The sequence below is a fragment of the Curtobacterium sp. 320 genome, from assembly GCF_031455235.1.
GTDB lineage: Bacteria > Actinomycetota > Actinomycetes > Actinomycetales > Microbacteriaceae > Curtobacterium.
Genome location: NZ_JAVDSI010000001.1, coordinates 262,444 through 282,029 on the forward strand (window position 1 = coordinate 262,444; position 19,586 = coordinate 282,029).

Annotated in this window: 21 protein-coding genes; 4 read left to right on the plus strand and 17 right to left on the minus strand. The window is 71.4% G+C overall.

Annotated elements, in window-relative coordinates:
• Positions 1-95 precede the first annotated feature (95 nt).
• From J2X60_RS01270 to J2X60_RS01285, 4 genes are all read right to left on the minus strand, one after another.
• Positions 96-1,055, minus strand: coding sequence for a prenyltransferase/squalene oxidase repeat-containing protein (locus J2X60_RS01270; protein ID WP_309886269.1), 960 nt, complete (start codon positions 1,053-1,055; stop codon positions 96-98).
• A gap of 201 nt (positions 1,056-1,256) precedes the next feature.
• The gene (locus J2X60_RS01275) at positions 1,257-1,712 is read right to left on the minus strand and encodes a DUF2087 domain-containing protein (protein ID WP_309886270.1); all 456 of its coding nucleotides are present in this window, start codon (positions 1,710-1,712) and stop codon (positions 1,257-1,259) included.
• On the minus strand, positions 1,712-3,031 hold the full coding sequence (locus J2X60_RS01280) for a GNAT family N-acetyltransferase (RefSeq protein WP_309780174.1): 1,320 nt from the start codon (positions 3,029-3,031) through the stop codon (positions 1,712-1,714). The genes J2X60_RS01275 and J2X60_RS01280 overlap by 1 nt, the downstream gene beginning before the upstream one ends.
• Positions 3,032-3,150: 119 nt before the next feature.
• Positions 3,151-3,645, minus strand: coding sequence for a MarR family winged helix-turn-helix transcriptional regulator (locus J2X60_RS01285; RefSeq protein ID WP_071302739.1), 495 nt, complete (start codon positions 3,643-3,645; stop codon positions 3,151-3,153).
• 90 nt (positions 3,646-3,735) lie between these two features.
• On the opposite strand from J2X60_RS01285, the gene J2X60_RS01290 reads away from it, so the two are divergent.
• Entirely contained in the window at positions 3,736-4,701 is a 966-nt protein-coding gene (locus tag J2X60_RS01290) for an NADP-dependent oxidoreductase (protein ID WP_309886271.1), read from the plus strand.
• 21 nt (positions 4,702-4,722) lie between these two features.
• On the opposite strand, the gene J2X60_RS01295 is transcribed toward J2X60_RS01290, so the two are convergent.
• Together J2X60_RS01295 and J2X60_RS01300 are read right to left on the minus strand one after the other, a co-directional pair.
• A complete protein-coding gene (locus J2X60_RS01295; RefSeq protein ID WP_309886272.1) occupies positions 4,723-5,523 on the minus strand; it encodes a hypothetical protein in 801 nt (266 codons plus the stop codon).
• 144 nt (positions 5,524-5,667) lie between these two features.
• A complete protein-coding gene (locus tag J2X60_RS01300; protein ID WP_309886273.1) occupies positions 5,668-6,246 on the minus strand; it encodes a cryptochrome/photolyase family protein in 579 nt (192 codons plus the stop codon).
• A 164-nt stretch (positions 6,247-6,410) separates the two neighbouring features.
• On the opposite strand from J2X60_RS01300, the gene J2X60_RS01305 reads away from it, so the two are divergent.
• Entirely contained in the window at positions 6,411-7,280 is an 870-nt protein-coding gene (locus J2X60_RS01305) for an SDR family oxidoreductase (RefSeq protein WP_309886274.1), read from the plus strand.
• Positions 7,281-7,288: 8 nt separating this feature from the next.
• On the opposite strand, the gene J2X60_RS01310 is transcribed toward J2X60_RS01305, so the two are convergent.
• The 5 genes from J2X60_RS01310 to J2X60_RS01330 form a co-directional block, all read right to left on the minus strand.
• Positions 7,289-7,816 (minus strand): hypothetical protein, encoded by a 528-nt coding sequence (locus J2X60_RS01310; RefSeq protein ID WP_309886275.1) that lies wholly within the window; start codon positions 7,814-7,816, stop codon positions 7,289-7,291.
• Between the two features lies 1 nt (position 7,817).
• Positions 7,818-8,462: a signal peptidase I gene (locus J2X60_RS01315; protein WP_092386607.1), complete on the minus strand. Its 645-nt coding sequence runs from the start codon at positions 8,460-8,462 to the stop codon at positions 7,818-7,820.
• Entirely contained in the window at positions 8,459-9,352 is an 894-nt protein-coding gene (locus J2X60_RS01320) for a hypothetical protein (RefSeq protein ID WP_071295597.1), read from the minus strand. Before J2X60_RS01320 ends, J2X60_RS01315 begins: the two co-directional genes overlap by 4 nt.
• A complete protein-coding gene (locus tag J2X60_RS01325) occupies positions 9,349-9,945 on the minus strand; it encodes a TasA family protein (protein ID WP_309780166.1) in 597 nt (198 codons plus the stop codon). Before J2X60_RS01325 ends, J2X60_RS01320 begins: the two co-directional genes overlap by 4 nt.
• A 135-nt stretch (positions 9,946-10,080) precedes the next feature.
• Positions 10,081-10,635 carry an alternate-type signal peptide domain-containing protein gene (locus tag J2X60_RS01330; RefSeq protein WP_309886276.1) on the minus strand — a complete coding sequence of 185 codons (555 nt, stop codon included), beginning with the start codon at positions 10,633-10,635 and terminating at the stop codon, positions 10,081-10,083.
• A 345-nt stretch (positions 10,636-10,980) separates the two neighbouring features.
• Here J2X60_RS01330 and pnuC point away from each other — a divergent pair, with 345 nt between their 5' ends.
• Both pnuC and J2X60_RS01340 read left to right on the plus strand, forming a co-directional pair.
• Positions 10,981-11,646: a nicotinamide riboside transporter PnuC gene (gene pnuC / locus J2X60_RS01335; RefSeq protein ID WP_309780165.1), complete on the plus strand. Its 666-nt coding sequence runs from the start codon at positions 10,981-10,983 to the stop codon at positions 11,644-11,646.
• A 56-nt stretch (positions 11,647-11,702) separates the two neighbouring features.
• Positions 11,703-12,335: a TetR/AcrR family transcriptional regulator gene (locus J2X60_RS01340; RefSeq protein WP_070418224.1), complete on the plus strand. Its 633-nt coding sequence runs from the start codon at positions 11,703-11,705 to the stop codon at positions 12,333-12,335.
• A gap of 13 nt (positions 12,336-12,348) precedes the next feature.
• Here J2X60_RS01340 and J2X60_RS01345 read toward each other — a convergent pair whose 3' ends face one another.
• From J2X60_RS01345 to J2X60_RS01370, 6 genes are all read right to left on the minus strand, one after another.
• The gene (locus J2X60_RS01345) at positions 12,349-13,569 is read right to left on the minus strand and encodes an ABC transporter permease (RefSeq protein ID WP_309886277.1); all 1,221 of its coding nucleotides are present in this window, start codon (positions 13,567-13,569) and stop codon (positions 12,349-12,351) included.
• Positions 13,566-14,513: an ABC transporter ATP-binding protein gene (locus J2X60_RS01350; RefSeq protein ID WP_070418226.1), complete on the minus strand. Its 948-nt coding sequence runs from the start codon at positions 14,511-14,513 to the stop codon at positions 13,566-13,568. Before J2X60_RS01350 ends, J2X60_RS01345 begins: the two co-directional genes overlap by 4 nt.
• Positions 14,514-14,620: 107 nt before the next feature.
• Entirely contained in the window at positions 14,621-16,291 is a 1,671-nt protein-coding gene (locus J2X60_RS01355; protein WP_309886278.1) for a glycoside hydrolase family 13 protein, read from the minus strand.
• A 35-nt stretch (positions 16,292-16,326) separates the two neighbouring features.
• Positions 16,327-17,232 carry a carbohydrate ABC transporter permease gene (locus tag J2X60_RS01360; RefSeq protein WP_309886279.1) on the minus strand — a complete coding sequence of 302 codons (906 nt, stop codon included), beginning with the start codon at positions 17,230-17,232 and terminating at the stop codon, positions 16,327-16,329.
• On the minus strand, positions 17,232-18,200 hold the full coding sequence (locus J2X60_RS01365) for a carbohydrate ABC transporter permease (RefSeq protein WP_396127769.1): 969 nt from the start codon (positions 18,198-18,200) through the stop codon (positions 17,232-17,234). Before J2X60_RS01365 ends, J2X60_RS01360 begins: the two co-directional genes overlap by 1 nt.
• 10 nt (positions 18,201-18,210) lie before the next feature.
• Positions 18,211-19,509, minus strand: coding sequence for an extracellular solute-binding protein (locus J2X60_RS01370; RefSeq protein ID WP_309886280.1), 1,299 nt, complete (start codon positions 19,507-19,509; stop codon positions 18,211-18,213).
• Positions 19,510-19,586 lie beyond the last annotated feature (77 nt).

The following is a 19,586-nucleotide window of genomic DNA, read 5'->3' on the forward strand; positions in this document are numbered from 1 at the left end:
CGCTCCGTCCCCGACGTCATCAGTGACGACCAGGCTCGCACGGTCCGGGCCACCCGTCGGTCTCGATCGCGCAACAGGACGCGGCCGTCGAGGGCTCAGTCGCCGTCCCACCACCGCAGCACGCGCGTGCCCACGAGCGTGAGCCAGCGGGACGGCTCACCGGCCGGCACGTCCACCTCGAACCACTGCCGGCCCGGCGGGCGGACGCCCTGGAGCCACCGTCCGTCAGCACCACAGGCAGCGCGGACCACCTCGATCGCCTCGGCGGCGCGGGGGTCCGGTTCCGCCTCGTCACGGAGCGCCGCGGCCCGGAAGTGGTCGGTCGCGCGGAGCACGCTGTACTTCCAGCGGAACGGGTACGCGAACTCCGCGGCCCAGGGGCCGACGAGTGCTCCGTCGGACCTCCGGCGGAGCAGTCGTCGGTCGAGGAGGTAGTCGGCGCCTCGGTGTCGGGCGTCCCGGAGCTCGGCCGCGCGGGGATGCCGTCCGTCGGTCAGGACCTCGTGCTGCAGGAGCCCCTCGAGCACGTTGAGGGTCGAGTGGAACGACGAGACCGTGGAGCCCTCGACCCACTCGCAGTTCCACCCGCCGTCGGGCTGCTGGTGTTCGAGCACCCAGTCGGCGATGCCGTCGACGTCGGCGCCGAGCCACGCGCCGTTCGCGAGGGTGAAGGCGTTGATGCAGCAGTCGACCTCGCCGCCCCAGTACGGCAGGTCGTCGAACTCCCATCGGCTGTTCGCGTCGAGCCGTGCGGCGGTGTCGCCGAGGACCGCGGCGTCCAACCCCCACTCGCGCAGGGCGTTGAGGGACCAGGTCGTCGCGGTGTACGGCTGCCCGGGTCCCTCGGGCTCGGGTTCGGCGGGGAAGTACGCGCCGCCTGCCCACTGTCCGTCGGGGTCCTGGTGGGCGAGGAGTGCGGCGCCGAGGCCCTCGGTCGCGACCCGTGCACGCGTGGCCTGCCAGGTCGGTGCCGGCGCGCCGACGATGTCCCGTTCCACCTGCCACCGCAGGGCCGGGTCCGAGTCGAGGAGCCAGTCGACCACCGTGTCGTCCATGGCGCGCCAGACTACGCCGACCACGGCGCGCGGGCACCTGCGCGCGGGCGGGTCCGCACAACGGGAGTCGATCGGAGCCGTGCGTTCCCGTGGTTCGCGCGCACTTCGGTTGTGCGCCACCGCGCCGAACCGCGTCGAACCGCGCCCGACGCGACTCGCGCGGCAGCGCAGCGCCCTGCCGCGCCGCGGCGCCCCCGCGCGTCAGCCGACGTAGCGGTACGACGCCCCGTCGTCCGTCCGCACGAGCACGCCGAGGTCCACCGCGTCCCGCCGCACGATCGCGACGTCCTCGGCGAACATGGCGATCGCGGCGTTGAGCACCGGCTCGGGGACCGGCCTGCCCGTGCCGAGCCGCTCGAACACGAGCTCGACGATGCGCACGGACAGCGGGTGGCGCTGGTCGTCCGGCACCGGCATCCGCGCGATCCGGTCGAACTCGAGCAGCGCCGCCGGCCCCTGCAGCCGCTGCAGGTCCTGCGCCGTCCGCCCGAGGAGCGCCGTGTCGGGTCCGTCGTCGCCGACCCAGTCGAAGGCCGCGACGGCAGCAGTCGTCCGCTCGTCGAGGGCTGCGCCGCCGACGATCGCGGACCGGAGCGACGGGCTCGCCAGCACCGCGACGGCCTGGCGAGCCCGTGCGACCGACTCGCGGAGGGGCATCAGAAGTACGTGATGCCGTGCGGCGTCCGCGGCGGGGTCAGCATCGCCCGCAGGAGTGCCGGCGCCGCCGGGTCCGCCGCGCGGAGGAGCCCGGCCGCCGCGAGCGTCGTCGGCGACACCGACCCGATGAGCAACGCACCGAGGTCCGCGACGTCGAGCTGGAGGTCGGACCCGGCCGCGTCGGCGTCGTCGGCGGTCTTCGTCACGGTGCCCCGCGCCTCCTGGACGTCCAGCCGGTACGTGCCGGAGGCGAACCCGAGCGCATCCGTCACGGCGAGCGTCAGCGAACCGTCGACGGCGTACGGACGCGATGCGAGCACCCGCTCGACGTCGAGGACGCGCAGCCAGACGTGGTCCTCCTCGTGGTCGACGTCGTACGCGCGGTTGTCGCCGAGCGCGGCGACGATCGGGTCGTCGAGCCGCGACCGGTTGTACCTGACGACGTCGTTGAGGTCGATCGAGAGCAGGAACTCCCAGAGCGACAGGTAGGCGTCGTCGGTCGCGTAGACCAGGTCGACGACCTCGAGCGTGGTGTCGCCGTCGCGGCTCTCCTTGACGCGCCAGGTCACGTAGCCGTCGAGCTCGTCGGAGTCGTCCGGGCGGTGCACGGCTGCGCGGACGTCCTTCGCCTGCTCACCGTCGCCGTTGCGCAGCCCGAACACGATGGGCCAGGTGCCGGTGTTGCGCACCATGGAGCCCGGCGTCCGCGCGTTGAACCGGTCGAAGACGGCACGGCCGGGACCGCCGGCGAGCCACTCGGGCGTGACGACGCTGACGACACCGGTGGTCGGTGCGAGGAGTGGGAGCGCACGCTCGCGGCGGACCCGGACAGCCCGCTCGCGGATCGCGCTGCCGAAGCCGAAGCGGCGGTAGATGGTGCCCTCCGACGCGGTCAGCGAGGCCATGGCGTAGCCCTCGGCGACACCGCGCGCGAGGGCGTGCGTCATCATCGCGCGGAGGATCCCGCGGCGACGCTCGGTCGGTCGGACGGTCACGGCGGAGATCGCCTGGGTGTCGATCGACGAACCGTCGCCCCAGCTCAGCTCCTTGCCGAACCAGGCGAAGGTACCGGCCGGCCAGGTCTCGTCGACGGAGCCCGGGGCAGGTCGGCGGACGTACGCGCCGAGCCAGGTCTCGTCGTCCTCGATGAAGTGCGCGACCATGCGCGCCGCCGCCTCGTCGCCGGGGTGCGGTTCGTGGAACCCGAGTCCGACGGCCTGCATCCAGGCCTCGGTCTCGGCGTTCGGTGCCCCCTGCTCGTCCGTCCCGGGCGCGAAGGCGCGCAGCTCGTAGCGGTCGTCGAATGCCTCGTTGCTCACGTTCCCGACCCTATCGGGGTCCGGTGACGGAACGACAGGCGCGACGAGCGGGCCAGGAGGCGCGGGTCGTCCCCGCCACGCGCCGCACGCGGGCTCGGGTCACGCCGTCGCGCGTCGGCTCACCTCGCGGCGCGGCGGGACGCCGATCGGGGCGGGTTCTTCCGGAGGTGCTCGCTGATCCGGCCGAGGATCCGGTCGAGCTCCGCGGCGTCCTCGTCCGTGATCGGTGCGAACAGCAGCCCGTGCACCGTGCCGATGTGCCCGGGGAACACCGCGGCGAGGACGGCTCGCCCGTCGTCGGTCAGCGACACCACGGTGCTGCGCTCGTCGTCCGGAGAGGGGCCGCGCGTGACGAGTCCGCGCTGCTCGAGCAACTGCGCCTGGTAGGTCAGCCCGCTGCGGCTGTAGACCACCCCGTCGGCGAGGTCCGTCATCCGCAGGTGCCCGTCGGGGGAGTCCCCGAGTCGTGCCAGGAGCTGGAACTGCACGTACGACAGCCCGCCCACGTCCTTGAGCTGCTGCTCGACCGAGGGGCGCAGGAGCGCACTGACCTCGGTGAACGACAGGTAGGCGCGCAGCTGCGTCGGCGTCAGGGACGAGGGGGTTTCGGACATGATCCGATCCTACCTGTTGCTTCGAGTTCGAAGCAGTGTTACGGTTCCATCAATCGCTTCGAATTCGAAGCAAATGACGGAGGAGTCATCATGAAGGCAGTGCAGTTCCACGAGGTCGGCGGTCCCGAGGTCCTCACCTACGGCGACGTCGACCAGCCCACCCCCGGCCCGGGCGAGGTCCTCGTCCGGGTCACGGCATCGGCGTACAACGCGGCGGACAACGGCATGCGCGCCGGCTTCCTGCTCATCCCGGTCGTCCTGCCCCACGTCCCCGGGTACGACGTCTCCGGAACGGTCGCGTCCCTCGGGGACGACGTCACGGACCTGGCGGTCGGCGACGCCGTGATCGGCTTCCTGCCGATGGAACGCGACGGGGGAGCGGCCGAGTACGTCGTCGCTCCGGCGGACGCGCTCGTCGCCGCCCCGACGAGCATCCCGCTGGCCGACGCGGCTGCGCTGCCGTCAGTGGCGCTCACGGCGTGGCAGGCGCTCTTCGACGACGGTCGGCTCGAGGCCGGGCAGCGCGTGCTCGTCGTCGGCGCGGGCGGTGTGGTCGGGAAGTACGCGATCCAGCTCGCGAAGCGCGCCGGTGTCGAGGTCATCGCCACGGCCAGCCCGCGCAGCGCCGACGCCGTCCGTGCCGCCGGTGCCGACCAGGTCGTCGACCACACCACGACCGACGTGCTGCAGGCGGTCGACGGGCAGGTCGACGTCCTGCTCAACCTCGCCCCGATCGAGCCGGAGCAGTTCGCCTCGTTCGTGGCCGCGGTCCGCGACGGGGGTGCGGTCGTGAGCACGACGGCGTTCATGGCGACCCCGGGGGACGAGTCCCGCGGGGTCCGTGCTGCGACGGTGTTCGTGCTCCGGAACCGCGAACGGCTGGCCGAGCTCGTCCGGCTCGTCGACGCCGGGGAGCTCACGGTCGAGGTGACGCGGCGCATCCCGCTGACCGAGCTGCAGGCGCTGCACACCGAGGGCGCCGCCGGACGGATCGCCGGCAAGGTCGTCGTCCTCGTCCTCGTCTGGGCGACGAGCGACCCGGTGGGGGGATCGTGACCCACCACCGGGCCGGGCGGGTCAGGGGGAGCCGCGCCGCGCCTCCTGGGCCACCACCTCGTCGAGGTCCGCCAGCTGCCGCATCTGCTGGAGCGGACGGGCCATCCGGTTGTTGTCCCGCAGGGCGGGCTCCGTCCGCGCGAGGAAGGCCCAGTAGCCGGCGGTGAACGGGCAGGCGTCCTCGCCGAGCCGCTTCGTCGGGTCGTAGCGGCACCCGCCGCAGTGGTCCGACATCCGGTCGATGTACCGACCACCGGACGCGTACGGCTTCGTCGCGACCATCCCGCCGTCGGCGTGCTGGGACATCCCGATGATGTTCGCGGGCATCACCCAGTCGGTCCCGTCGACGAACACGTCCGTGAACCACTCGGTGAGGTGCACGGGGTCGTACCCGCGCTGCAGCGCCCAGTTGCCCAGCACCATGAGCCGCTGGATGTGGTGCAGCCAGCCGTGGTCGTGCAGGCCCTCGATCGCGGTGCCGAGGCAGGCGGCCTCGACCCGGGACGCGTCGAGCTCCCGCCACCACCGGGGGATCCGCTCGTGCGCTCCGAGGGCGTTCTCCGAGGCCCCGTAGTCGTCGCCGAACCACCAGTAGAGGTGCCAGACGTAGTCGCGCCACCCGGCGATCTGCCGGACGAACCCCTCGACGCTCGCGAGCGGGGCGTCGTCGTCGCGGTGGGCCACGAGTGCCGCCTCGATCGCATCGCGCGGGTCGAGGACACCGAGGTTCATCGGGACGCTGAGCAGCGAGTGCGCCATGGTCCAGTCGTTCGTGAGCGTGGCGTCCTCGAACGGGCCGAAGTCGTTCAGCCGGGTGCGCACGAAGTCGTCGAGGGCGCTCTGGGCCTCGTCGGGCGTGACCGCGAAGCGCCGACGGTCGTCCGCACCGACGAAGCGGGCGATGCCGTCCCGCTCCCAGCGGTCGAGGTCGCGCCGGACCTCCTCGTCGACCTCGTCCTCCTCGGGTCACCACGGTTCCGGGAGTCCGAGCGTGGTCGCACCCTTCGGCGGCGACTCCCGGTTCTGCTCGTCGAGGCTGAACCTCCCGCCGACGGGCGCGTCCGAGCGCATCAGCCAGCCCTCGCGACGACGGACCCGCTCGTAGAACGTCTCCATCCGGAAGCGACCGGTGCCCTGCGCGGCCCACTCGGCGAACTCGTCCTCGTCGGTCACGAAGCCGCGGCTCGGCAGCACCTCGGTGCCCCTGCCCCAGTGCCGCACCTGTGCGCGGAGCGTCCGCGACGGCGGGTCGACGACCTCGAGGTCGTCCCGGCCGACCAGCGCCTGGCGGAGCGTGTCGACCTGCACGTGCTCGATGCGGTCGCCCTCGCCCCGGTCGCGGAGGTCGCGGACCAGGTGCCGGAGCGCACTCAGCCACAGGTGCGCCTTCGCACGGTGCACGGGACGCGCGGTGAAGAACTCGCGGGCCTCGACCACGAGGAGCGGGCCGCCGTCGTCGAAGTCCGGGCCGTACTGTCCCGGCAGGATGAGACGCCGGCGCCGCTCGGAGCGTCGGTCGGCCGGGGCGGTGCGCGCGTCCGTCATGCGGCGGACGGTACGCGAGCACGCGGGTGCGGGCCCGGGACGTCCCCCGACTCCACGGCGGTTCCGCGGGCGCGCCGCCCTGTGTAGGGTGGCGGACATGCAGTGCCGCTGAACCCGCTTCCGACTCCCTCCAGTGCCCCGTCGGGGCCGTCGAAAGGTTCAGCATGCCCGCATCCACCCTGCCCCTCGCCGGCAAGACCGCCCTCGTCACCGGTGTCTCACGACGCCGTGGCATCGGGTTCGCCGTCGCGTCGAAGCTCGCCGACCTCGGCGCGAGCATCGTCGTGCACCACCACCGCCCGCACGACCTCGACCTGCCGTGGGGCGGCGACGACCTCGACGCCGTCCGCGACGGACTGCGCGCACACCTCACCGAGGGCGCCCGGTTCGCAGACGTCCCCGGCGACCTGTCCGATCCCTCCGTGATCCCGGAGCTGATCGACACCGCGACGGCACTCACCGGCCGCCTCGACGTCCTCGTGTGCAACCACGCCAAGAGCGGGGACGACGGCAGCATCCTCGACATGACCCCGGAGCGGCTCACCGCCTTCTGGGAGGTCAACACCCGCGCGACGATGCTGCTGACCGCCGAGTTCGCCCGGCGCCGCGCACCGCGGACGGACGAGCCACGACGGCCGGGGGACCGGATCGTGGGGACCGGCCCGTACGCCGAGGCGCAGGGGCACGTGTTCTGGATGACCTCGGGGCAGATCCACGGGGCGATGATCGGCGAGGTCGCGTACGCCGCGAGCAAGGCCGCGCTCGCCGGGGTGACCGCCACGGTCGCGAAGGAGCTGCTCGAGCTCGGCATCGTGCTCAACACCGTCAACCCCGGGCCGGTGAACACGGGTTACATGGACCCGGAGACCACGGACCGGTCGCTCGACGGCCTCGACGAGTACCTGGCGAGCACGCCGTTCGGTCGCGTCGGGACGCCGCAGGACCCGGCCGAGCTCATCGGGTGGCTCGCGTCGTCCTCCGGCAGTTGGGTCGTCGGGCAGGTCCTCACCTCGGACGGCGGCTTCAGTCTGTGACGTGGTGGTCAGTCGGTCGTGCCGCGTGGGGGATCGACCAGCAGCCCGACGCGGTCCGCCAGGTACGCCTCGAGCGGGACGGCGGCGCCCGCGGTGGGGGACCAGCGGACGAACGGGCCGCCGTCGTCGACGAAGAGCACGCCGTCCGAGCCGACGAGCGACCCGTCGACCGGGATCGGCGTCGCGCCGTGGTTCACGGTGTCCCCGGGCTCGAAGTGGCCCTTCTGCGCGGCTGCCCGGTAGGCCCGACGGACCTCGGCGGAGACGGACACGAACTGCGACCGCCCGGGTTCGGTGACGCGCGTGATCCGTCCGGTCGCCCAGACCAGGCCGTCGGTCTCTGGGGAGGACCCGAGCAGCAGCGCGCCGACCCGCCACACCCGGCCGAGCGACCGGATCGTGGGCTCGCGCCGGATGCCGAGCACGGCCTTCGGCTCGACGTACTCGCCGAGCGCCTCGTCCGGGACGTCGGCGTCGCGGAGCCGTCGCGCCGCGTCGTCGAGCAGCGCCCTCGCCCGTTCCACGCCGTCCGTCACGTCACCCGAGCGTAGCCCGGTGGGCGCCGCGACCGCGTGGCCCCCGTCCGTCGGCGTCGCCCGCGGCGCGTCGGCGGCGCACGGCCGACACGGTGCCGATCGTGACCATCACCGCGCCGTACGCCAGCAGGACCCCGGCGATCGCGGGCACGAGCCACGAGCGCGACCCGTTGACGAGCTGGTTCACCAGGCCGATGTCCGGCAGGCTGTACCAGACGACGCCGCGTACCTGGGCAGCCGTCACCGGTGCGGGATCGGCGAGCGCGTTGTTGTCGCCCTTGAGCGTGAACGTCCGAGACCCGTCCGACGACGACGCGACCGAGACCACCCGGTGGCTGATGACCGCCGGCTGCCCGGACGTGATCTGGTAGGTCACGACGTCGCCGATGCGGATGTCCTCGACGGGCGTCGGCCGGACCACGAGGAGCGTGCCGGGCGGCAGCGTCGGGTCCATCGACTGCGTGAGGACGGTGAGCGGCGTGGACCCGGTCGCCTTCGGTACGACGATGAGCACGACGGCGAGCCCGGCGACGATGACGAGCAGCCCCGTGCTCAGCCCGAGCGCGAGGGCGTGGACGACCGCACGCCAGCCGGTGCGCGGCGGGCGCCGGGCGCGCCGGGCAGCGCCGTCGGTGGCCGCGCTCATGCGCCGCACCGGACGGCCGCCCCGTCGTTCTGGGTGAAGAGGGTGATCTGCCCGGTCCCGACCACGGTGCTCGTGGGGTTGCCCGCGCTGTCGAGGATCTTCACGGTGATCAGCACCGGGCCGCTCGTGGCGACGCTCGCGGGGATCTGGCTCGGCGCGATGGTGAAGCGGCCGTAGTAGTCCTGCTGCTTCGGGGCGACCATCGTGGACGCATCGCGCCCGGCGTAGGCGCCGTACCAGGTGTCCTTCGGACGGGACGAGGTGGCCCAGGCGACCTCGACGTAGTTGCCGCTGTGGTCCGTGCACGTGAGGGCGGGCGTGGCCGCCGAGGTGTTCAGGTAGAAGCCCCCGGACACGACGCCCGAGCTCCACGTGCCGGCCGTCACCGTGAGGTTCACGTTCACGTTCGCGGTGCTCGACGCCGGCGCGGACGAGGACGGCGTGCTGCGGGTGCACCAGACGGCGCTCGCCCCGGCGGCGAGCTTCGTGGTCAGGCTCGGCAGCGACGCCCAGGTGCCGGAGACGGAGCCGGTGCCGACCGAGGTCGACGCCGTGCAGGCCGCGGTCCCGGTCACGGGCCAGGCGACGACGCTCACGGCCTGTGCGAGGGCGGTCGAGCTACCGGACACGACGGAGACGGTGGTGGTGGCGGTGCCGGCGAGCGACCCCGCGTTGGTCAGGGTGAGCGGCTTCGTCGTGCTCGTCACGCTCGAGGAGAACGTGGTCGTCATGTCGCTCGTGCCGGTGAGGGACGCCCCGGTCTTCCCGATGGTCACGCTCGAGGCCGTCGTGCCGGTCGCGCTCCAGAGCGCCCACGCGGCGGACGACCCGCCGACGACGAACGCCAGCGCGAGCAGCCCGGCGAGCACGGTGCGGAGTCGGCGGCTCATGCGCTGACCTGCGTCCCCGTCACGGTCAGGGTGAAGTCGGTGACGGCCCCGGCGACGGTCTGCGGTGCGTCGGCGTCGAGGTCCATCTCGACGCACCCGACCGCGCTCGCGCCGGCCGCGAGGGTGAACGAGCCGCTGCCGGTGTCGAAGGCAGCGATCCGTCCGCTCGCGCCGGACAGGCCGGTGCGGCAGTCGGCGGTGCTGCCGACCACCGCGAGGCGCAGGGTCAGTTCACCGAGCACCGCAGCCGGGGTCGCGTTCGTGGCGTAGGCGACGTTCGTCGAGGTGGTGGCGACTCGCATGGTGAGCGGGATCGAGCCGGTGTTGCGGACCGTGAACGTGCCGGTGACGCCGCCACCAGGACCGAGGACGGACGTGTTCATCGCGGAGAGCGGGCCGGTGGCGATGGTGGCGGTCGCGGACCGCACCGTCGAGGCCGAAGTGCTGGCGGTGCCGTTCCAGAGCGCGTAGGTGCCGCCCGTGCCGAGCAGCGCCGTCACGACTGCGACGACCAGGGCGAGGGCAGTGGGCCAGATCCACCGGTGACGACGCGGCGCCGCGTGGCGTCCGCTCGTCCTCGGTGTGCTGGTCATGTCCGTCCCCTGGTCGTCGTGGTGGTGTGCACCGCCGTCCGGCGGTGCGGGTGGGCCAGGAGGCGCGTGGTCGCGATCGGCGGATCAGGGACCCATCGAGACCACGGGCTCAACGGCCCGGGTTGCTTCCGCGGGTCAGGAACCGATCGCGGTCTGGGTCAGCGTGAACGCGAGCGCGCCGACGTTGAGCGTGCCGCCCTGGCCCGTGGTGGCCGACGACGGCAGGGTGATCGTGAAGACGACCCTGACGGTCGAGGTCGCGGCCGAGGGGGAGACCACGAAGGTGTTCGCGTTCGCGGTGGACTGCACGACCGAGGCGCTCGACGAGGTCACCGCGAGGGTCTTCGTCGTCGCGGCGAGCAGGGCGCTGTCACCGGTGATGCTCTGGCTCGCGTAGGTGAGGTTCGCCTTGAGGTCCTGGCCGGTGGCACCGATCGTCAGGGTCTGCGTGAACTGGTACGAGTTGCCCGGCACCATGAGGGCGCTCGCCGGGTTGATCGTCGCGGAGCGGCCGTTCGTGATGTCCGTCCAGACGCCGTCGTTGTTCGCGCTGAGGGTCAGCGATCCCGAGCTCACCGAGGAGGCCGCCGTGCTGGCGCTGGCGTTCCACAGGGCGAAGGTGCCCGCGCCGCCGAGGAGGAGGGCGACACCGGCGGCGCCGGCGATGGCACCGGTCACGATCTTGTGCATGAGGGGTCCGTTCTGCGCGTTCGGGCGCGCTGCGACCATCGGCAGTGCCGACGGGACGATGTCATCGACCCGTGGTTCGTGCGGGTCGCGGCTGACCTGTGCCGGAGAGCTGTCGCCGGGCTCCGCGACGTGACACGTCTCGGGCGGGCTGGACTCGCTCTGTTGTCGACGCTACCGGTCCCCCAAAGTGCGGACAAGTGGGAACATGCGTCTGAATGGACCCAGTACAGGGGTCATTTTCGTCCCCGAGAGTGCCGACACGGTTTGTACCCCGATCGGTCTCGGCCGCGGAAGGAATGCCGAGCACACCCGTACCGTTGCACCGTCCGGAAACGAGGAGGGCCCATGGGCATCGTGCGGTGGCTGTTCGACGCGCAGCTCGTCATCGGCGACCAGACCGTGCTCTGGCGCGAGGTGATCGGCAACGTGTTCGGCCTGCTCAGCGCCCTCGGTGGGATGCGCCGCAAGGTGTGGGCCTGGCCGGTCGGCATCGTCGGCAACGCCCTGCTCTTCACGGTCTTCATGGGAGCGCTCTTCGACACCCCGAACCCCGTGAACCTGCTCGGTCAGGCCGGACGCCAGGTGATGTTCATCATCGTGAGCGTCTACGGCTGGTACCGCTGGACGCACCGTCCCGACGACGCGACGACTGTGATCGAGCCTCGCTGGGCCTCCTGGAGGGCCCGCGGACTGATGGTCCTCGTCATGGTGGGCGGCACCGCCGTCCTGACACCGGTGTTCCGCGCCCTCGGCTCGTACGAGCCGGTGTGGAGCGACGCCTGGATCTTCGTCGGCTCGCTGCTCGCCACCTACGGGATGGCCAAGGGCTGGGTGGAGTTCTGGCTGATCTGGGTCGCGGTCGACCTGGTCGGTGTGCCGCTCCTGTTCTCGGCCGGGTACTACGCCTCCGGGCTCATGTACGTGTTCTACGGCGTCTTCACCCTGACCGGGTTCTTCGTCTGGATGCGCCAGCGCACGAAGCCCTCGGCGGCCCCGGTCACGGTCGGCTGACCGAGGCCCCCGCTCTGGGACGAGACAAACCCTCGGGAACAGTGTGTGATGGTCGGATGGCACACCACCACGACGCGGCCTTCGAGGACGAACAGTCCCTGGCCGAACGGATCGTCCGCGCCGCGATCCGCGCCTACCGACTGCACCCGTTCGACAGCGTCGACGCCGAGGTGGTCGCCGAGGTCGCCGGCATCGAGGTGACCACGGTGGAGCGGCTCTTCCCGACGTGGGACGCGCTGCTGCTCGTGACCTACGACCGGTGGACGCAGCTGCGCGGGACGCGTCGGAGGAACCCGCCGACGTGCACGATCGAGCACGTCCGGATGACCCTCGCCGAGGACGTGGCCGACCCCGGCCTCGTGCGGGTGCTCGCCGGTGCCATCACGATCGCGGCGGCCGACACCGGCTTCGCCGAGCTCTTCCGCAAGCGCTTCGAGGAGTACGCCGAGCAGCTCTCGTCCGGGCTCGAGCGCGACGTCGAGTCCGGGTCCGAGCGCCTGGCGATCCCCGCGTACCAGGCCGCGACGCAGCTGCTCGCGGTGTACGAGGGGCTGCAGATCCAGATGCTCGTGCGCCCGCACATCGACGTCCTCGTGGAGTTCGACCGTGCCGTCCGCACCCTCCGTCAGGGGTGGCGCGAGCGCGAGGTGCGGGCGTGGGACCTCGACGAGGTCGTCCTCACCAGCTAGCCGGTCGGGCCGGTCAGGCCCGCGACCGACGACGCCACGACACGATCTGCCGGAGTGTCACCTTCGAGCCGTACTGCGCGACGGAGTGCCGGAACAGGTACTCGGCGAACCACAGCAGCACGGCCGCGACCACGAACACCTCGACGATGCAGACCACCGACTCGGTGACGGTGAGCGACCCGACCGCGTTCCGGACCATCGCGGTGATCGGCGTGAACGTCGGGAAGTACGTGAAGAACGACGCCACCGGTGAGGTCGGCGTCGTCATCACGAAGAACGCCGCGTAGAGCGGGATGATGAGCGAGAAGATCGCCACCGACTGCAGCGCCGAGGCGTCCTTGATCGAGGGCACGGCGGCCCCGACCGCGACGAACAGCGCCGACGCCAGCAGGACCCCGCCGACGAGGAGCAGCGCACCGACCACCATCCGCCAGGGGTCGATGGTCAGCCCGCCGAGTCGTGACGCCACGAGGGGGAGCGCGGCGAGCAGCCCGATCAGCCCCGGGACGACGAACACCCCGACCTGGACGAACCCGACGAGCAGCATCGCGATGACCTTGCCGCGGATGAGGTCGCCGGCCGTGACGGTCGTGAGGATCATCTCGGAGATGCGGTTCTCCTTCTCCTCGACCACCACCGTGACCATGCGGGTGGCGAGCAGGATGACGAGCCCGAAGAACGCGGCGACGTAGAGGAACGGCGGCACGATCGACAACCAGCCCGGCGCCACCCGGCCGTCCGCGTAGGTCGTCAGGTCGGTGTCCGGCGGGTTCCGGAGGAGTTCGACGGACTCCGGGTCGTCGACGGTCGCGGCGACGCTCTGCTCGAGGACCCGCTCCGCCAGCGACGAGTACCCGCCGTTCCCGAAGAGCCCGCGGTCGGCCGCCTCGACCCGGATCGGCGACGTCGACGGCGACTCGGGGAAGGTGATGAACGCGTCGAGGGTCCCGGAGCGCACCGCGGTCCGGTCGGCGGCTGGGTCGGCCGACGGCGACCCGCCCCACTTCGCGGCGACGCTCTCGGACACCAGACCGGAGTCGTCCACGTACCGGAAGGGCGTCTTCGTCGCGGACGAGCTGGACACCACCGAGTCCGTCCCGGCGGACTGCCCGACCCCGACGAGGAGCGACACCACGACGATGACGACCGGCAGCGCCAGCGTGCCGATCCAGAACGCGGGCTTCTTCACCGCACGCACGAACTCGAACCGGATGACGGTCCCGAGGCGGCTCACGCGGCGGCTCCGGCCCGTGCGGTGTCGGCGGCCGCGTCGGCTCCGGCGTCGTGGCCGTACACCTGGACGAAGATCTCGTCGAGCGGGATGCGCCGCATCTCGAACCCGGTGACGTGCACGCCGGCCGAGACGAGCGACGCGAGGATGTCCGACCCGTCGGCCGCGGCCGCGGGCATCGGCACGAGGTAGGCGACGTGCCCCTCGTGCCGGGCGAGGCGGTACAGCGGCGACGGCGGTACCGGCCCGTCGAGGCCGACCCGGGCGACCGCGCCCCCGAAGGCGTCCTGCACGTCGGGGATGGTGCCGTACGCGGCCGCGGTTCCGTCCTTCAGGAGCAGGATGCGGTCGCAGAGCCGCTCGACCTCGTCCATGTGGTGGGTGACGAGGACGACCGTGGCACCGTCGGCCTTCCGCTCGTCGACGAGGTCGAGCAGCAACCGACGGTTGACCGGGTCGAGGCCCTTCGTCGGCTCGTCGAGGATGAGCAGCCGGGGCCGGTCCATGATCGTGATGCCGAGCTGGACCTTCTGCTGCTGGCCGCCGGAGAGCTTGTCCACCCGGAGCTTCGCCCGGTCCGCCAGGCCGACGCGGGCGAGGTAGTCCATGCTCCACGCCGTCGCCTCGGGCCCGCGCAGGCCGCGGAGCCGCCCGAAGTACGTCATCACGTCGATGACCGACTCCTTGCGGTACAGGCCGCGTTCCTCGGGCAGGTAGCCGATCCCGCCGGTGGCCGGTCGGTAGGGCTGCCCGTCGATCGTGAGGGTGCCGGCGGTCGGGGTGGTGATGCCGAGCAGCGCACGGATGGTCGTGGTCTTGCCCGAGCCGTTGCTGCCGAGAAGTCCGAAGGTCTCGCCGGGGGCGATGTCGAACGACAGCCCGTCGACCACGTTCCGGTCCCCGAACCGCATCACGAAGTCCTGCACGCTGATGGTCGCCCCGCTCATGCCGCGACCCTACCGGCAGCGCCTGACGGCGCTCGGGCGTGACCGCCTGACGGACTGGAGGCGCGGTGCCTGCCTGCACCGCGCCTCCCGTCCGTCACCTGGTTCCGTCAGGAACGCAACCAGGCCGTCCCCACACCCGACAGTGCGCCGTCTGCCACCGGCGCGGAGGCGAGCAGCAGCTCGCCCGCAGGGAGGTCGTACGGCTCGTCGCCGAACACCGTCACGCTCGTCCAGCCGTTCGGCCGGCGGAACGCGAGCACGTCGTCGCGGCCGGTCTCGAGCCACTCGAGGTGTTCCTCGGACTGCAGCTGGCCGCGCAGGCCGAGCGCCTTCCGGTACAGGTTCAGCGTCGAGTCGGGGTCGGCGTCCTCGGTCTCGACCGACACGTCGGCGAACCACGCCGGCTGCGGCAGGTGCGCACCGCCGTCGCCGAACCCGAAGCTCCTGCCGCTCCGGGTCCAGGGGAGCGGCACGCGGCAGCCGTCACGGCCGACGTCGACGCCCGGGTTCCGGAAGAACGCCGGGTCCTGACGGTCGGCGTCGGGGATGTCGCCGACCTCCTGCAGGCCGAGCTCCTCGCCCTGGTACAGGTAGGCCGAGCCGGGCAGCGCGAGCTCGAGCAGCGTCGCCGCGGTGGCACGGCGCAGCCCGAGCGAGCGGTCGAGCGCGTCCTGCGAGCCGCCGGCGAGCAGCCAGGCGCTGCCCTGCTTCTCCTCGGCGCCGTTGCGTGCCGGCAGGGCGTAGCGGGTGGCGTGCCGGACGACGTCGTGGTTCGAGAAGACCCACGTGGTCGACGAGCCGGACTCCTCGGCGAGCCCGAGGTTGAACTCGATGATGCTCCGGAACTGCCCGGCGTCGAAGTCGGCCTCGAGCAGGTCGAAGTTGAACGCCTGCCCGAGCCCCTCGGCGCTGGCGTACCGGGCGCGGCGGTCGGCGGCGACCCACGCCTCGGCGACGGCCGTGCGTGCGGGCGTGTACTCGTCGAAGACCTTCCGCCACTCGGCGTAGATCTCGTGGACGTCGTCGCGGTCCCAGAGGATGTGCGAGCCGTCCTTCGGCGACGCGAGGACCTCGGCCCACGTCGGGAGCGGGCCGGACGGCAGGTCCTTCGCCAGGCCGTGCGCGACGTCGATGCGGAAGCCGTCCACACCGCGGTCGGACCAGAAGCGGAGGGTGTGCAGGAAGTCGTCGCGGACCTCGCGGTTCGCCCAGTTGAGGTCGGGCTGTTCCTTGGCGAAGTTGTGCAGGTACCACTGGCCGTCGCCGACCGCGGTCCAGGCCGCGCCGCCGAAGATCGACACCCAGTCGGCGGGCGCTTCCGCCCCGTCGGGACCGGTGCCGTCCCGGAACACGTACCGGTCGCGGGCAGGGGAGCCCTTCTCCGCTGCGAGCGCCTCGCGGAACCACTCGTGCCGGTCGCTCGTGTGGTTCGGGACGACGTCGACGATCACGCGGATCCCGGCACCGTGCAGCGCCGCGACCATCTCGTCGAAGTCCTCGAGCGTGCCGAGGCGCGGGTCGACGTCACGGTAGTCGTCCACGTCGTAGCCGCCGTCGGCGAGGGCGGACGGGTAGAACGGGCTGAGCCAGACGGCCTCGATCCCGAGGGACGCCAGGTACGGCACCTTCGCGGTGACACCGGGCAGGTCGCCGATGCCGTCGCCGTTCGCGTCGGCGAAGGACCGCGGGTAGATCTGGTAGACGCTGGCCTGGCGCCACCAGGTGCTGGTCCCGTCCTCGGTCGCGGGTGCGGCGGCGGTCTCGACGACGTCGGTCATGGTGGGGGTCCTCTCGGTTGCGGAGTCGGTGGTCGTCACTTGATCGCGCCCTGCGTGACCCCGGCCATCACCCAGCGCTGCGTGAACAGGTAGACGATGATCGCCGGCGCCATCGCCATCAGGTACGAGGCGAACGACACGTTGTAGTTGTTGCTGAACTGCGTCTGGAACATCTGCTGCAGCACCGGCAGGGTCTGCAGCGCCGGGTTCGAGGTGATCAGCGACGGCATCACGAAGTCGTTCCAGGACGCGAGGAACGCGAAGATGCCGACGGTGGCGCTCATCGGTGCCAGCAGCGGGAACACGAGTCGCCAGAACACCTGCCCCGTGCTCGCACCGTCGATGCGGGCACTCTCCTCCAGTTCGGCCGGGATCGACCGCAGGAACGCGGTGAAGAGCAGCACGCTGAAGGACAGCTGGAACATGACGTGCAGGATCGCGACGCCGAACGGGTTGTCGAGGTGCGCCAGGCCGGTGAGCTTAACCTGCGACAGCGCGAGCACCGGGAACGGCAGGAACATCGCGGCGAGCAGGTAGAAGAACGACCAGCGGAAGAGCCGGCGGTCCCAGTTCCGGGCGATCGCGTACGCCGTGAACGAGGCGAGCAGGATCGTGCCGACGACGGTGATCGCGGCGACGAGCACCGAGACGCCGAACGCGCGCGGGAAGTCCGTCAGTTGCCAGGCCTGCACGAAGCCGTCGACGCTGAACGGCGCCGGGAGGGAGAATGCGTTGCCGTCGACCGCCTGGCTCGTCGTCTTGAACGCCATCGTGATCGTCACGTACAGCGGGACGAGGACGGACAGGGTGCAGAGGGCGAGGACGACCGTGACCGGCCAGTTGAAGCGCTCGCCACGACGGCCGGCGTTCCGATCGGCGTCGACGGAGCGGATGGTGCCGGTCGCGGTGGTCCCCGGCTGGAGGGGTGCCTGGATGGTCATCAGAGCGCTGCCTTCCCGCGGGTCGCCCGCAGCTGGATCACGGCGATGACGACCGCGATGACGAAGAAGATCGTGGCGTTCGCCATCTGGTAGGCGTAGTCGCCGCCGTTGAAGCCCTTGAAGATCGACATCGCGACGCTGGTGGTCGAGGTGCCGGGGCCGCCGTCGGTGAGGCCGACGATGATGTCGTACGAGTTCAGGAAGTTCTTGAACCCGATCACGAGGTTGATGAGGATGTAGCCCGCCGTGAGCGGTGCCGTGATCGACACGAGCTGCCGCCAGGCGCTCGCGCCGTCGAGCGCCGACGCCTCGTACACCTCGGCCGGGATCGAGAGCACGCCGGCGATGTAGATGAGCAGTGTCGACGGGATCGCCTGCCACGCGGTCACGACCACGATCGCGATCCACGCCAGGTCCGGGTTCGCGAGGATGCTCTGCTCGAGCGGCGCGAAGCCGAGCGTGGTCGCGAGCGCCGGGAGGCTGTTCGCGAACAGGAACGAGAACACGTAGGCGATGACGATGCCCGAGATCACCATGGGCAGCACGAACAGGGCGCGGAGGGTGATCTTGCCGCGGACCTTCGAGGTCAGGGCGATCGCGAGCAGGAACGCGACCGCGTTCACGACGAGGACCGTGACGAGCGAGAACCCGATCGTGAACAGGTACGCCTGCAGGATCGCCGGGTCGCTGAACACGGCGACGTAGTTCGTCAGGCCGATGAACCGGAAGTCACCGAAGCCGACGGAGTCGGTGAAGCTCAGCACGATGCCCATCACGGCGGGGAGCGTGATCGCCAGGGTGAAGAGCAGGAGGGTGGGGATCAGGAAGACCAGGAAGAGCGGGTCGGTCCGGCTGCGCTTCGTGCGCAGTCCAGCTCCGCCCCGTCGTCCGGACTGGAGGCGCGGTGCGGCTCCGCCCCGTCGGCGGCTGCCCGCCGTCGTGACGGATTCTGTGGTCGTGGTGGCCAAGGTCGTCTCCTTACGCGGCCGTACGGAGCGCGAGACGCGCCCAGTCGCCGTCGAGGGTGCGGAGTTGGGGAGCGGGGGCACCGCCGAAGGCGATGGACTGCAGGTAGTTCGCCACCGGGATCTCGGCGGGGATGAGCTGCGAGGCGCCCAGGGAGAACTTCGCCTGGTCGTAGGAGTCCTGCATGCCGCGCAGCGCGGGGTTCGATGCGGGTGGCGAGTCCTTCCGGACGCCGAAACCGTTGTTGTCGGCGTTGTACTTGTCGTTCACGGCGGGGCTCATCAGGAACGACAGGAACTCGCGCGCCGCCTCCTTCTTGCGGGACGCCTCCGGGATCCACAAGCCGAGGTCGACGTTCACGCGCACCTTGTTGTCGGCGGCGTCGTCGGTCGCCGGGAACGGGAACGTGCCGAGGTCGATGTCCTTGTTCGACTTCGCGATCTCACCGAGCGCCCACGGCCCCTGCAGGTACATCGCGGCCTTCCCCTGCGCGAACGCGAGGTTGCCGTCGCCGTACCCGCGGCTCGCCGCGCCCTTCTGGTGCCACTGCAGGAGGTCCACCATGCGGTCGACGGGGGCGGCGAAGTCCTTCTCGAACGAGACGCTCGAGCTCTTGCCCACCTTCGTACCCTCGCGGTCGAGTGCCGCGAACGTCTGCTGCAGGTCGAGCATCCCGCCCACCGAGTAGTCGAACATGCCCTGGGCGATCGTCCAGTTGTCCTTGTAGGTGCCGTACATCGGCGTGATGCCGGCCTTGGTGAGTCGTTCGCAGACGTCGCGGAACTCGCTCCACGTGGTCGGCACGTCGATGCCCTGGTCGGCGAAGATCTGCTTGTTGTAGATCACCGACGCTGCGGTCACCGAGTACGGCAGCACGCTCGTCCGACCCGGGTAGTCCGCGGTCTGCTTCATGAGCGGCCACAGGTCGGGGTTGATCGTGTCCTTCTCCGGCAGGTCCGACAGGTCGGAGAGGGCGCCGTGCTCGACGAACGAGACCATCGCGTAGTTGTAGTTCAGGCAGCCGAGGTCCGGCGGTCGGTTCCGGACGAAGTTGGCGGACATGTTGGACGTCGAGTCGCGGATGACGCGGATCCTCGACTGGCTGTCGTGGAACTTCGCGATGACCTCGTCGAAGTACCCGATGACCTCGGGCTTCGACACGTAGAAGGTGATCGTCTCGGGGCGGCTGCTCGAGGAACCGAGCGGGGCACAGCCGGCGAGGGCCAGGCCCGCTCCGATGCCGCCCGCCCCGAGCAGGAACCCGCGGCGGCTGAGCGCGGCGGCGTTCCTGGTGGTGGCGTGTGTCTGCACGTCGTCTCCGTCCGTCCGGACCCGGCGTCCCTGCCGTTCCGGTTCGCGGTCCGGCTCCACTGCCGCCCGCAGAATTA